Below are 13,909 nucleotides of genomic sequence, written 5' to 3'. Positions count from 1 at the left end.
GTGAAAGTGACAGGAAAAGGGGTGTTCGTGTGAACATCCCTTTTTTCAGAAGAATATACTTTTTGATGAATAAGAATCTTTGAACTTTGATAACTGTCTAGCTCCGAGCGCCATCGGCTCGAGGTCTTAAGCCAATCACTTATGAAGGCAAAAAACGCCTTCTGCCAGCGCTTGTCTTAAGCTTGTCGCCGATAAGCGGGCGCTCTCCGCTTTTCGAGTTATTTCCCGAAAAATAATATATTTTCCCGAATTTTAGCTTATATCCTCGACAATCATTTCATTTCCCAAACAATGCTTTTGCTGAAGGAGCATATAATGCTATAAAACGAAAAGGATGTGACAGCATGGCAATCAAACCTCAGCGCCTGAAAAAAGGTGATGCGATTGGAATTATAGCACCGGCAAGCCCGCCCAATCAGGAGAACCTGAAACGATCCCTGTCTTTTTTGGAAGAGCTTGGTGTAAAGGTAAAGATGGGCGAGCATGTGGCAGACCAATATGGTTACCTGGCCGGGAAGGATGAAGACCGTCTGGCTGATTTACATAACATGTTTGCGGATAAGGAAGTCAAAGCGATCATTTGTGCAGGCGGCGGCTACGGAACCGGGAGAATTGCGTCCCAAATTGACTATGATCTGATAAAAGAAAACCCGAAAATTTTCTGGGGATACAGTGATATAACCTTCCTGCACACCGCCATCCGCCAAGAGACAGGATTGGTCACCTTCCATGGGCCGATGCTCGCCTCTGATATTGGCAAAGAGGATGCGGATCCGCTATCCAAGCAATATTTTAACCAGTTATTTGAGCCGGTCACGCTTGACTATCCAGAAGGAATTTCAGAATTGGAGACGATGGTGAACGGGAGTGCCGCGGGTGTCTTAACGGGCGGAAACCTGTCTCTTATGGCCAGTACAATCGGAACCCCATATGAAATTGATACAAAAGATAAACTTGTGCTTATTGAAGACATCAACGAAGAGCCCCGTGCGGTCGACCGCATGCTGAACCAGCTCCATATGGCAGGGAAGCTTTCGGATGCGGCCGGCTTTATCATTGGGGACTTTAATAATTGCGTTCCGGAAAGAGAACTTTCCCTGGAACTGGATGAAGTTCTGGACACATATATTAAAAGGGTGAATAAGCCTGCTGTAAAAGGCTTTCATATCGGCCATTGCTCTCCGCATATTTCTGTGCCATTAGGTGTAAGGGCAGAATTGGATGCAGCCGGTAAAAAGCTGAAAATCGAAAGCGGAGTTAAGTAAAAGGGTGGTATAGATGAAAATAAACACGATCGAAACATTTAGAGCTGCGGTACCACTGAAAAAACCATTTGAAACAGCTTTGAGAACTGTTGAGACAGCTGAAACACTTGTTGTAAAAGTAACATGCGATAACGGGATAGCCGGGTGGGGAGAAGCACCTCCCACTGTGGTGATCACCGGGGACAGCCTGTCAAGCATAGAGTCAGCCATTCATCATGTATTAAAGCCAATGCTGATCAATAAGAGTCTTCTAAACTATGAGGAGATCTTCCAGGGGATTCAGTCCGCATTAATAGGAAATTCGAGTGCAAAGGCAGCGGTGGATATGGCCTTATACGATTGTCTTGCACAGCAATGCAAACTGCCTCTTTACCAATTTTTAGGCGGACATAAAAATGAGGTGGAAACGGATTATACAGTAAGCGTCAATGGTCCGGAAGAAATGGGAGAAGATGCGGTTTCCTATGTTCAGCAAGGCTTCGATGTCCTTAAGGTAAAGGTAGGAAAGGATGATATTTTAACAGATATAGAGAGAATACGGGAAATCCGTAACCGGGTAGGATCGAAAATTAAAATCCGCCTGGATGCCAATCAGGGCTGGAAACCAAAGGATGCTATTTATGCCATCCGGAAAATGGAAGCACTGGACTTGAACATTGAGCTTGTCGAACAGCCGGTAAAGGCTTGGGATATAGAGGGGCTTAAACAGGTTACCGACGCGGTGGATACACCGATTATGGCAGATGAGAGTGTTTTTACACCGAAGCAGGCATTTGATGTCATTAAAACGCGAAGTGCTGACCTGATTAATATCAAACTGATGAAATCAGGGGGCATTTATCAGGCGCAGATCATTAATCAGCTCGCTGAAGTATGCGGGATGGAATGCATGGTAGGCAGCATGATTGAAACCAAGATCGGCATTACGGCCGCAGCCCATTTTGCAGCCAGCAAAAAGAATATAACCCGTTTTGATTTTGACGCCCCCTTGATGATGGCAAAAGAAATTGTGGAAGGCGGAATCCGCTATTCCGGCCGCAAAATTACCCTGCCATCTGAACCTGGCCTTGGTATCAGAAATGTATCATTAGCAGTAAACAAGCAGGAATTGACATCCTGAGAATTTTTAAAGAGGAGGAATTCGGTTTGGCAATTAAGCAGAAATGGCTGGTTTCGGTTCCGGCTGCGACCTTGTGGACAGCTAGCGATTCATCAAGAGAAATGGACACTGAAGCCATCACTAACCCGGTTAATCTGGATGCCTGGCTTGAAAAGCTCACCTATGAGCCCCGGCTGGAGCTTTGCGACGGGAATCTTGTGCAATCACAACTTTTGTACGGAGAAGAAGTGAATATATTGGAGGAGAGAGATGGATGGGTACAAGTTGTTGTCCCGAGCCAGCCTTCCTCAAAGGATGAAAGAGGGTACCCTGGCTGGTTGCCAAAGGCCCAGCTGACTCAAAATGAAGATTGGAAGCTTAGTAGTGAAAAAGCTGCTGTCATCCAGAACAAAAAAGCAACTCTCTATTCGACTGACAGAGAGCCGGGACTTGTTCTAAGCTATCAAACCGTACTTCCAGTCTTACAAGAAGAAGCCGATTGGATCCAGGTTCAGACACCTGAAGGAGAAGGATTCTTAAAATCTGCTGACGTAAAGGTCTTTGAATCAATCGAGGCTATACGGAAAGGCAGCGGAAGAGACATCATTGCTGCGGGAGAACAATTTATAGGCCTTCCCTATCTTTGGGGCGGCATGAGCAGCTATGGATATGACTGTTCAGGGTTCAGCTATTCGATGTGCAAAGCAAATGGAGTGATCATTCCACGTGATGCCCACGATCAGGCGGAAGCAGGGAAACCGGTCGAACTGGATGCCATTGAACCAGGGGATCTATTATTTTTTGCTTATGAAGAAGGAAAAGGCAAACTCCATCATGTAGGCATCTATTATGGTGATGGAAAGCTGCTTCATTCTCCAAATACCGGTAAAAACATCGAAATTATCGACTTGAAAGATACCATCTATGAAAAGGAACTATGTGCAGCTAGACGTTACTGGCAAGAGACGGGGGAATAAACATGGCAAAAAAAGCACTTTTACAGGTCAACAATCTGAAAAAACATTTTTCAATGGGAAAAGGACAAACCCTGAAGGCTGTTGATGATGTCTCCTTTCATATCAAACAGGGAGAAACTTTCGGGATTGTCGGCGAATCCGGCTGCGGAAAATCAACCGCAGGGCGTACCATCATTGGCTTATATAACCGTACAGAAGGGGAAGTCCTTTATGACGGGAAAAATGTCCATAACATGACTGAAAAAGAGAGGTTTGCTTTTCACAGGAGAATGCAGATGATTTTTCAGGATCCGTATGCCTCCTTGAATCCGCGTTCTACCGTACAGGAGATTATTTCCGAGCCCATGGAGGTTCATGGGTTATATCCGAATAAGAGGGAGCGTCTCGAGCGGGTCTATCAGCTTCTGGAGGATGTAGGTCTTAACCGCGACCATGCTAACCGTTATCCGCATGAATTCAGCGGCGGGCAGAGGCAAAGAATTGGAATTGCCCGTGCTTTGGCGCTGGATCCGGAATTCATTATTGCTGACGAGCCAATCTCAGCACTCGATGTATCGGTACAAGCCCAGGTGGTGAACCTGCTTAAGGGTCTCCAGGAGAAAAAAGGGCTGACCTACTTATTTATCGCCCATGATCTCTCAATGGTTAAGCATATCAGCGACAGAATCGGCGTTATGTACTTAGGCCATCTAGTGGAATTAACCACAAGCGAAAACTTATATAAAAATCCGCTTCACCCATATACACAGGCCCTGCTGTCGGCGATTCCCATCCCTGACCCTGATATCGAGGATAACCGGGAAAGAATCATTCTGGAAGGGGAGCTCCCAAGTCCAATGAATCCGCCAAGCGGCTGCGTATTCCGCACACGCTGTCCTTATGCGATGGAGGCTTGTGCTTCCATGAAGCCTGAGTGGCAGGAGATTGAGAAGGATCACTTTGTAGCCTGCCATTTATATAATGAAAAAGTAACGGGCGACAATAACCGTCCCCAAGTGGCGGCTGCGAAATAAAATGGATTTTCATACACTTAAAGCGGAAATTCTTACATTGGCCAGCAGCTGTGAAGGCCGCGTTGCTGTATGTATCCATACCGGGGATGGTGTCATTGAAAAAGATGCCGATGCCGTTTTCTCTTCAGCCAGCTTAATAAAGGTGCCGATTTTACTTGCAGGACTTTCACAGGCGGAGAAAGGGATGCTGCAGCTTGAGGAGGAATTGGAAGTTACTGTTTCTGCCCGTGTTGGCGGATCAGGTGTATTGCAAGCTATGGCCAGAGATTTGAAGATCAAGGTGACAGACCTAATGACCCTTATGATCATTGTGTCTGATAATACAGCGACTAATCTTATCATTGAGCTGCTCGGAATAGAAAAAATCAATCAGCTTTTCAAAAATTTGGGGTTTAATCACACATCATTAAACAGAAAGATGATGGATTTTGAAGCACTGAAAAACGGCATAGACAACACCACGACTGCCAGGGATATGCTGTATGGCATAAAGGCATTGGCAGAGCAAAAGCTTTTATCAGGGAAGTATACTGAAAAAGCTCTGTATATATTGGAAAACCAGCAGTTTAAAAACAAACTTGCCAACACGATAGACGAGGAAAAAGTCACGGTTGCGGGTAAAACAGGCGAACTTCCCGGCATAGAACATGATTGCGCGATATTTACGCATAAAGGAAAAGCAGTCTGCGCTGCAGTACTTGTGGACAGGCTCCAAAATCAGGCAGCCGGCAAAGAAGTATTGTCCGCAATCGGCAGCCGCATTAATCAATATATGACACATAAATAAGGAGCCGCTCACTGAGAACGGTTCCTTGTTTATTTATGCAGTTTTTTCACTGAACTTCCTGATTATTTATGATGAAAAGGGCATTTCCCTTCGATTGGCTTAACGTCATCACCGATGAAGTATTGCTTCCACTCACGGTGTTCGGGATCGCCATAGTGGCTGATGTTTGGATGGGTAGGGAGGCCATCCCATTTTTCAACCCGCTCCCTTACTTTTTCCCTCGACATGACGCCGCCTTTAGAGGTGCCTTCCAGACCTTCAAAAATACGGCGCGGCTGGAATCCAAGCACAAGACTGTTGCCTAAATCCCTCGTCTTTCTCTGCTTGTATGCAGGCGCATTGCCAAACACAAAGAATGGCTCCTCCGCAAAAGAAAACGCCCATAAATGATGGTCCGGATCTGTCGGATAATCCTTCGGCCATGGCTTTGTATCAACCTTATGCAAATACTGAAGGATATTCCAGAAATTTTCTCTGTAATGTTCAAGCGGCTTTTCATCTTTTTCAGGCTCCACAAATACAAACAGGCCATGACGAATAAGCTTTGGTGCATCAAAGAGCTCGATAAAGGATTCAAGAGCCTCCGGCAGATTAGACCAGTCATCCTTTGTAATATAGGCATATCTCAATTCACCGCGCATTTCTGCAGTCATGCCAAAATAGCACGGGAAGGTTTTATCTGTAACTGTATCATGAAATGTTTTATATTCTTGAATAACCCACTCAGGCACAATATCGGGGTTAGTCATATCTTCTTTTGTTAAAAGAAACTTACTGGCAGTTTTCATTTTTTCACCTCGGAATATTTTACTTATGAAATATGTACCCCTTAAAAAGTCCTTTGAAACTAGCTGGGTGAATAAGGAAACGAAAAAGGCAGCCGTGATGGCTGCCTTACGAATTTCGGTACTTATACTGGTTAAGCTGAAAGCGGATAAAACAGCCGATGCAAAATCCCAGAATGGCAATAAACGCTGAAAGAGCGACCATCCCTGTAAAAATATACCCTGCAGCTGTCCAGCCCAGCAGAAAGCTGATCAGCCCAAGCGCCAGGCAGGCAACAGCAATCACCTGATTAAATTGCTGCTGCTCCCAGTCTTCGGGGATGTACTCAGAAGGACTCTTTCTAAGAAAATGTCGTGCTGTACGCATAATCGGATTGTAGCCGAATAATAGGCCCATTGCACCTGCGAGCAGCGGAAGTGCGAGTATCCAGGCTTCTCCGGTAAACCAAGAAGCTAAAACACTTAATACAATTGACCATTGATTGGTTCTTACGAGCGGACGGGGAATCGAAATTGGTGTATTCGCCATTTATTTTCCGACCTTTCTCATTGGTTTTATTGGTATTAATAGTTTACTGAAGTTGTTTGATTTTGTGAAGAGAAAACGCCTGGAAAATAAAAAGTATGATTCAGCTTCGGACAGAGAAAGCAGAAAGAGGAGCGCCAGAGTCAAAACCCTGGCCAACTTCGGACACAGAAAGGAGAAAAGAGCCAGTTAGAGTCAGAACCCGGTCCAACTTCGGACACAAAAAGGAGAAAAGAGCAGGCCAGAGTCAGAACCTGGTTCAACTTCGGACACAGAAAGGAGAAAAGAGCTAGCTAGAGTCAGAACCCGGTTCAACTTCGGACACAGAAAGGAGAAAAGAGCAGGCTAGAGTCAGAACCCGGGCCAACTTCGGACACAAAAAGGAGAAAAGAGCAGGCTAGAGTCAGAACCTGGTTCAACTTCCGACACAAAAAGGAGAAAAGAGCAGGCTAGAGTCAGAACCTGGTTCAACTTCCGACACAAAAGGGAGAAAAGACCAAGCCAGAGTCAGAACCCAGCTACACCAGCAAAAAAGCCCCGCAAAACACCAGCCTTCAAAGAAAAAAGGCTCTGGAATGACTTCCAAAGCCTCTATCATCAAGCTGATCGCGGCACAGCAGGCGCCAAGCGAATCCCGTCATAAAAAATCCTACGTGCTCAAACGATTCTTTGCCGCTTTTTTAAATGAAAACTGAGGTATGCTGATTCCGATCAGGATCAGCACAATCCCGAAAGTCTGTGCTTCTGATATCCTTTCCCCTAAAATCAGCATAGCGGCAGCAACAGCGGCCGGAAGTTCGGCAGAGCCTACAATCGTGGCAAGCCCTGAATCTAAGTGGGGTGACCCGATGGCAAAGAATACAATAGGGAAAATAGCGCCGAACAATGCCATCAAGAGACCGAATTTCCATAGGCCCCCAAGCTGAATGCCGCCGCCTATTAAGACGGGACCTGAAACAGCTGCAACCAGAAGAAGTCCGCCAAATGTGATGAAGATGCTCCTCTGGATGGTTGGAATTCCTTTGCCTGCCTTGCCGCTTGCAAAAATGAACACGGCAAAAGTAACCGCAGATAATAAGCCATAAATCAGGCCATCCGCTTGAATAGTATGTGAGCCGGAATTAATCAGGTTGCTTGCAAATACTGTTCCTATTATGAGCAGAATCGAAGAAATGATTTTGGCTTTGCTGGGCATCTTTCTTTCATACAGTGCTTCAAAAAGAATTCCAATCCAGGTGAACTGAAATAAAAGGACAACAGCGATGGAGGCCGGGTTCCGGTCAAGGCTCATTCCATACAGAATGCCCGTTAAGCTTAAGGAGGCGCCGGTCAATAACAAAGCTGCCGCTTGTTTAATGGTGATTTTCGTTCTTTTGATAAATGGGAAAGAAAGCAATAATAAAAGGAGCCCAATTAAATACTGGCTTCCGGTCAGTTCGGGAACAGAGTGGCCGGCCTGGAGTCCGAGCTTAACAATGGATGCCAGAATGCCATAACTGCATGCGCCCAGAAAAATAAAGAATGAATACTTTAAGTTTGCCATTATGGATACTCCTTTCCGAAAATAAAATGAAGCAATCAGGTCAATCATAACACCTCAGAGAGCATAAATGGCAAAGTTTTTTTTAGTACAAAAATAAGAGCCAGTGACCATTCTCACTGACTCTCTTGCCAAAATCGATTATTCTCCTAAGTAGGCTTGCAGCATCCAAATATGCGTATCCAATTTTTCCATTAGCCCGATGGCAAAGTCGTTTGTCACGTGATCTTCCTGCTCCTCGGCAAGCTGGGCTAAAGAATGTAATTGCTCTTTTATATGCTTATAATCGGAAGCAAGAGCAGCAACCATGTCTTCTGCTTTGTGTTCCCCATTAGATTCTTCAAGAGTCGTAATGCTTAGGAATTCCGTCAAGCTTGCTGCCGGTGTGCCGCCGATTGCAAGCAGGCGTTCCGCTGCCTCATCCACAACTTCCGCCGCTTCACTATATAATTCTTCGAACTTTTCATGAAGGGTAAAGAAAAGAGGGCCTTTTACAAACCAGTGGTAGCGATGCAATTTCGTATAAAGGACACTCCAGTCAGCAATTTGTACGTTTAATGCCTCATGTAATTTTTCCATCGTAATTCCCCCTAAGTTATTTATATACTAATTATAACAAATATTAATTTATAATCAATACTTATTTATAATTATTATAAATAAGGGAACAACAGTATAACCGTTGTCAATTATGGTAAAGTGATATAGTACCTATTAATAGCAGTGATAGTTAGTGAGGAATATAAATGGAATATGTTTTCTTTATTACTCTCGGGGCACTTATTAGTGTGCTCTCCGGTTTTTTTGGGGTAGGCGGGGGATTCATTCTTACTCCAACGCTTATGCTTTTTGGTTTTTCTCCAGTGGAAGCGATCACCACAAGTTTGCTGTTTTCGATTGGAACGTCCCTTTCAGGCATCTCCGCTCATATCAGGCTGAAAAATATAAGGCTTAAGCAGGGGCTGATACTTGGATTAAGCGGAATGGCAGCTACTCAGGCCGCCCATCCATTTGTTCTTTTTCTTGAGAATAAAGGCTGGGACACGTGGGCCGTGCCTGCTTTTTATATCATATTGCTGTCTTATTTTGCTTTGAGCATGCTGAAAAGAAGAGAAAAGTCAGCCCATGCTGTTCACTCTTCTGACCATTCGCCTTCCATTGTGAAGATGGTGCTGATTGGATTTTTTGCAGGATTTGTTTCTACTACATTAGGGGTTGGCGGCGGTTTTATTATGGTGCCTTTATCGGTCGCCTATTTAGGGATGATGCCGAAAAATGCGGTAGGGACCAGCTTGTTTGCTGTCATGTTAATCGTATCCGCAGGCTTCCTGTCCTACGTTTCCACTGTCAGCATTGATTATTGGATTGGCCTTTCACTCGTAGGAGGAGGCCTCATTGGCTCACAGTTTGGTGCGAAACTTACCTCTTATTTTGAGAACGAAGAGATCACGTATATGCTCGGAGCCTTATATATGGCGACAGTCGCAAGTGTGATACTGAAATTAATGCATTTGAATTATACCGGTTTAGTGCTGATGGCCATTTTTGTCGGCGGATTTCTGGTAAGAAGTCTTGTGAAAATGCAGAAAGCAAAAGCCCGGACAAAGGCAAAAAGGGAGAGGCCATAACGGCTTCTCCTTTTACATTTGGCGCAGTACCTTCATGCCGAGTGTCTGCATGCCATCTGTAAGAACAATGGCGACTGCTTTGACGAGGGCAAGTCTTGCCTGGATGCCGGCATCCTTCTCCAGGATTCTTACCTGCCCGTAATATTTATTGAAGGCCTGGGCCACATCCATCAGATATTTAGCGAGAACGGAAGGGGAAAGTTGCCGATAAGATTGTCTGATTTTCTCAGGATATTGATAGAGCAGCTTAATAATTTCCCAGCTGTAAGAATCGGATAGCCCATTTGCAGCAGATGGTATATCATCTGCCTTGCGGAGCAGGGAATAGGCCCGGGCATTGGTATATTGCAGATAGGGACCTGTTTCTCCTTCAAATGTCAGCATATCTTCAAGGGAAAATTCAATATTGTTCATGCGGTCATTTTTCAGATCATGGAACAAAATGGCTCCGATGCCAACTGCATCAGCGACTTCATTTTTATTTTCCAGACCGGGATTTTTAGCCTCGATATTGCCTTTTGCAAGAAGAACTGCTTCATCCAGGACCTCCTCCAGAAGGATGACTCTTCCTTTTCTGGTAGACATCTTTTTTCCGTCTTTTAAGTAGAGACCGAACGGGACATGTGTCATACTGTCTGCCCACTCATAGCCCATCTTTTTGATCACGCTTTTGACCTGCCTGAAATGGATGCTTTGTTCCTGGCCGACAATATATAGGGAGTGATCAAATTGATAATTTTCTCTTCTGTAAAAAGCTGCAGCCAGATCCCGTGTTGCATAAAGAGTCGCTCCGTCGGATTTTTTGATCAGGCAGGGAGGCAGGTCTTCATCAGGAAGCTCAACGACCTCCGCACCATCTGATTCAGCCAGCAGATCTTTTGCCATCAGCTCCTCTATGACGGGTTTCATTTTATCGTTATAAAAAGCTTCGCCATTGTATGAATCGAAATGAATGCCAAGCCTGTCATAAACCCGCTGGAATTCCTTCAATGATTCATCTCTAAACCAATTCCAGAGGTCCTGTGCTTCTTTATTACCGTTTTCAAGCTCTTTGAACCAGGAACGTGCCTCATCTTCAAGGGATGGATCAGGCTCTGCTTCTTCATGGAACCGTATATAAAGGCTGAGCAGCTCCCTGATCGGATGCTCCTTCACCTTATCCGGATTGCCCCACTTTTTATAAGCGGTGATCAGCTTGCCGAATTGTGTGCCCCAATCGCCTAAGTGGTTGATTCTGACAGCGGTATAACCGCATTTTCCGGCCAGGTTTCCGAGGGCATTTCCAATGACGGTTGACCGCAGATGACCCATGGAAAAGGGCTTGGCGATGTTGGGTGAAGAGAAATCAAGCACGGCTGTTTTGCCTGCACCATCCTTCAGCAGTCCAAATTCTTTTCCATCCTTCAGGATTTTTTCCAGTATGACTGCACTTGCAGCATCTTTGGAAAAAAAGATATTAATGTAGGGCCCGGCAGCTTCCGCTCTTTCAATGTACGGTCCTTTTATCTGGAAAGCAGCCTCTTCAGCAATGGAGGCAGGTGATTTCCTGAATGCTTTTGCCAGTGTAAAACAGGGAAAAGCAAGATCGCCATGTGCCGGATTCTTTGGCGTTTCGATTAAGTCTGAAATGGCTTCCTCAGAAAGCTGCCCATTCAGCACAGATGCCAGCTGATCTGCGAATATCGCTTTGAAATTAATCATTTTAAACACACCTCCCTGAAAATAAAAAAGCCCGCCTCTATATAAAATAGAGACGAGCTGAAATCTTCCCGCGGTACCACTCTGATTGTCCAAAGGACCTCTTGCGAAAGGACGTTTCAATTTATTTGAACACATTCCTTAAGGGGTTTGATAACGGGACTCCTTACCCGGCACAGCCTATTTTACTTTCAGCTGTGCATCTCCGAAGTGCGCTTCACAAAAAGGATTTCCGACAGGCTTGCACCGGCCCTGTCTCGCTTTTAGGAAAGAACCCTTTGCTACTCTCTTCATCATAGACACTAAATATATTACTGTTATTATACGCGGTTGGAATTATTTTGCAACATAATTTGAATCAGTTGAAAACATATAGTTTTTGTGATGGTAGCGAATGCTGAATATCAGTCCCATGGCCATCATGTTTCCCATAAGTGAGCTTCCGCCGTAGCTTATAAACGGAAGCGGAATGCCGGTGATTGGCAGGACCTGAATAGTCATTCCGATATTTTGGAATACATGGAAGGTGATCATGCTGATGACCCCGACGCAAATATAGGTATTAAAAGGGTCAGTCGTCTCAAGGCCTGTTTTCGTTAAGTGATAGATAAGCAGAAAGAAAAGGCTGATTACTACACTGGCGCCGAAGAAGCCATATTCCTCGCCAATGACGCTGAAGATAAAATCAGTGTGGGCATCAGGCACATATACCTGCCTGTCGGTAAAGCCTTTACCGGAAATCAAACCCGAGCCGATAGCGAGCATGGAATTATACAGCTGCATTCCGGCCCCCTGCTTGTGATTGACCGGGTCAAGCCAGGAATAAATCCTGCTGAACTGATAGGGGTCAATCCCAAGGTATTTCTCTAAAATCTCCGGTGCTATGATCACCAGGTATAGAACGGTTCCTGCTAAAGCACCGAGGATTCCATAAATCGGAACAAGGATTTTCCAGGTGATTCCGGATACCAGGATGATTCCTGCTAATATCGCGATGATGACAAGGGCGGTACCCAGGTCTTCGATAATAATCAATCCTAATGGAGGCAATGTGACTGCTCCTAGTTTGATTAGGAGAAAAAAGTCCGTGCCGGCTGTCTTAGCCTGAAACTTAAGATGGTGGTCAGCGATGATTTTGCTGAGAGCGATAATAAGGAACACCTTTACGAATTCTGAAGGCTGCACTGAACCGAGTCCGGGAATGATATACCACAATGTAGCCCCTTTGCGTTCTGGTGCAATACTTTCCGGTGCAATGAATAGCCCGACAAGCAATAGGATGCCTAAACCGTACAGCAGCCATGTGAGTCTCCGGATTTGCTCGCTGTCAAAATACATGACAATCCCTACAATGACAGCACCAACAATATAATTTTTAATTTGTGATATAACAAAATTCCCTTCATATTGATTGGAAGATTGTCCGCTGTATATCGCAATGCAGCTGATGAGAAAAAACAGCAGCAGGAGAAAGCATAACGTCCAATCAAATCGGTCTGAGAATCTATTATTCTGGTTCATTATATACACCTGGTTTCTTTACCTTTTTACATTTTTATCCTACCAAAGAAAAATTAACCTTACAATCGAGAAAGGGATTTCATTAGTTAGACGAATAAATTACCATGATGGTTTCCTGTATTTTCAAAAAAACGGATTAAAAATTTTTTCTCATCTGCAAAGATATTTTCAGATATTTTTGCTACAATAAGAGGATAAAATACTGGAAGTTTGGCAGGCAGTTTCATAAGAAGCTGTCTTTTTATCAATTTGGCTACGGTTCGGAGGTTTCGTCATTGAAAAGAAGGAATCAAACTATTCGTGATCTCATCTACATCCATCTTAATGAACAGGATCAGTATGTAATGACATATGGAATTGAGTTTGCAGAGTTTGCCCAGACTCTTTCAGATTCTATTAATAATTTACTGCTGTTAAAGCACCGTTATGAACATGGGGACTTTAATAGCCACACGATGTTCGATTATGTGTCAAGGGACAAGCTGGGCAGGCTGGTTGAGGATGATGTATACGGCTATGGCGATTTTTGCTGGATTGACTTCGAGGAAGAGGAAGCGGTGAATGAGCTTCCGGGCCAGACAATTGCGGAGCTTCTTTATCTCGGCCATATTAAAGAGCATCTTAAGCTGCCATTTTACAATTATCTGAGCAACCGGTATGTGTACCTTGCCCATGACGATGGCTGGTTTAACCGCACTTATTATCGCGATCTGAACGATTTTTACCGTATGCTTGGGGAAGTGATCCCGGGAAAATGGGACAGATGAAGGTAGAAAAAACGCTCCTTGGCATTAAGAAGAAAAAGACGTATCCTCCTATTACCAGAGATGTCCTGCTTTCATTAAAGCCCCTCATGAAAGAAGGAGCGGTCCTTTCCATTAAGGATATCGAACAGAATCGGGTCAGGATCGAGATTCCAATTTGGATTATTGGTGATTTTGCTAATATGGATGATATGTATGATGAGTACGAAGCCATAGTAAAAGAGCCATGTGAGGCAAAGATTGTGTTCGATAAGAAGACAAAAGAATGGAAAATATACTCTCGTTAGAATTCTGAACTTTTTTACA

At 44.4% G+C, this 13,909-nt stretch carries 14 protein-coding genes and 1 other annotated feature; of the genes, 8 read left to right on the top strand and 6 right to left on the bottom strand.

Going from position 1 to position 13,909, the window contains the following annotated elements:
• The first annotated feature begins 344 nt into the window (after positions 1-344).
• From LLY41_RS22165 to LLY41_RS22145, 5 genes are read left to right on the top strand one after another with little or no spacing between them, the layout of a single operon-like run.
• A complete protein-coding gene (locus tag LLY41_RS22165; RefSeq protein ID WP_095245849.1) occupies positions 345-1,265 on the top strand; it encodes a S66 peptidase family protein in 921 nt (306 codons plus the stop codon).
• 13 nt (positions 1,266-1,278) lie between these two features.
• Positions 1,279-2,385 carry a dipeptide epimerase gene (locus LLY41_RS22160; RefSeq protein WP_304586634.1) on the top strand — a complete coding sequence of 369 codons (1,107 nt, stop codon included), beginning with the start codon at positions 1,279-1,281 and terminating at the stop codon, positions 2,383-2,385.
• Between the two features lie 26 nt (positions 2,386-2,411).
• Positions 2,412-3,341, top strand: a complete 930-nt coding sequence (locus LLY41_RS22155; RefSeq protein WP_095245851.1) for a C40 family peptidase — start codon at positions 2,412-2,414, stop codon at positions 3,339-3,341.
• Positions 3,342-3,343: 2 nt separating this feature from the next.
• The gene (locus LLY41_RS22150; protein ID WP_095245852.1) at positions 3,344-4,354 is read left to right on the top strand and encodes an ABC transporter ATP-binding protein; all 1,011 of its coding nucleotides are present in this window, start codon (positions 3,344-3,346) and stop codon (positions 4,352-4,354) included.
• Between the two features lies 1 nt (position 4,355).
• Complete coding sequence (locus tag LLY41_RS22145) at positions 4,356-5,141, top strand: serine hydrolase (RefSeq protein WP_095245853.1); 786 nt, start codon at positions 4,356-4,358, stop codon at positions 5,139-5,141.
• Between the two features lie 62 nt (positions 5,142-5,203).
• On the opposite strand, the gene LLY41_RS22140 is transcribed toward LLY41_RS22145, so the two are convergent.
• The 4 genes from LLY41_RS22140 to LLY41_RS22125 all read right to left on the bottom strand — a co-directional run bounded on the left by LLY41_RS22140 (position 5,204) and on the right by LLY41_RS22125 (position 8,571).
• Positions 5,204-5,929 (bottom strand): YqcI/YcgG family protein, encoded by a 726-nt coding sequence (locus tag LLY41_RS22140; protein ID WP_095245854.1) that lies wholly within the window; start codon positions 5,927-5,929, stop codon positions 5,204-5,206.
• Positions 5,930-6,035: 106 nt separating this feature from the next.
• Positions 6,036-6,455 (bottom strand): DUF4395 domain-containing protein, encoded by a 420-nt coding sequence (locus tag LLY41_RS22135; RefSeq protein ID WP_095245855.1) that lies wholly within the window; start codon positions 6,453-6,455, stop codon positions 6,036-6,038.
• A 646-nt stretch (positions 6,456-7,101) separates the two neighbouring features.
• The gene (locus LLY41_RS22130) at positions 7,102-7,995 is read right to left on the bottom strand and encodes an EamA family transporter (RefSeq protein WP_095245856.1); all 894 of its coding nucleotides are present in this window, start codon (positions 7,993-7,995) and stop codon (positions 7,102-7,104) included.
• A 138-nt stretch (positions 7,996-8,133) separates the two neighbouring features.
• The gene (locus LLY41_RS22125; protein WP_095245857.1) at positions 8,134-8,571 is read right to left on the bottom strand and encodes a Dps family protein; all 438 of its coding nucleotides are present in this window, start codon (positions 8,569-8,571) and stop codon (positions 8,134-8,136) included.
• A 167-nt stretch (positions 8,572-8,738) separates the two neighbouring features.
• Here LLY41_RS22125 and LLY41_RS22120 point away from each other — a divergent pair, with 167 nt between their 5' ends.
• Complete coding sequence (locus tag LLY41_RS22120) at positions 8,739-9,620, top strand: sulfite exporter TauE/SafE family protein (protein ID WP_095245858.1); 882 nt, start codon at positions 8,739-8,741, stop codon at positions 9,618-9,620.
• A 12-nt stretch (positions 9,621-9,632) separates the two neighbouring features.
• Here LLY41_RS22120 and argS read toward each other — a convergent pair whose 3' ends face one another.
• Together argS and LLY41_RS22110 are read right to left on the bottom strand one after the other, a co-directional pair.
• A complete protein-coding gene (argS, locus tag LLY41_RS22115) occupies positions 9,633-11,318 on the bottom strand; it encodes an arginine--tRNA ligase (RefSeq protein WP_179289089.1) in 1,686 nt (561 codons plus the stop codon).
• 48 nt (positions 11,319-11,366) lie between these two features.
• Positions 11,367-11,624 (bottom strand) — a binding site (T-box leader).
• Between the two features lie 30 nt (positions 11,625-11,654).
• Positions 11,655-12,839 carry an FtsW/RodA/SpoVE family cell cycle protein gene (locus LLY41_RS22110; RefSeq protein ID WP_095245860.1) on the bottom strand — a complete coding sequence of 395 codons (1,185 nt, stop codon included), beginning with the start codon at positions 12,837-12,839 and terminating at the stop codon, positions 11,655-11,657.
• Between the two features lie 275 nt (positions 12,840-13,114).
• Here LLY41_RS22110 and LLY41_RS22550 point away from each other — a divergent pair, with 275 nt between their 5' ends.
• The gene (locus tag LLY41_RS22550) at positions 13,115-13,606 is read left to right on the top strand and encodes a hypothetical protein (protein ID WP_370460175.1); all 492 of its coding nucleotides are present in this window, start codon (positions 13,115-13,117) and stop codon (positions 13,604-13,606) included.
• Positions 13,603-13,890: a hypothetical protein gene (locus LLY41_RS22545; protein WP_370460174.1), complete on the top strand. Its 288-nt coding sequence runs from the start codon at positions 13,603-13,605 to the stop codon at positions 13,888-13,890. Before LLY41_RS22550 ends, LLY41_RS22545 begins: the two co-directional genes overlap by 4 nt.
• The last annotated feature ends 19 nt before the right edge of the window (positions 13,891-13,909 follow it).

This window comes from Cytobacillus firmus (assembly GCF_023612095.1).
Classification (GTDB): Bacteria; Bacillota; Bacilli; order Bacillales; family Cytobacillaceae; genus Cytobacillus.
This window is presented reverse-complemented; position numbering and strand designations above follow the sequence as displayed.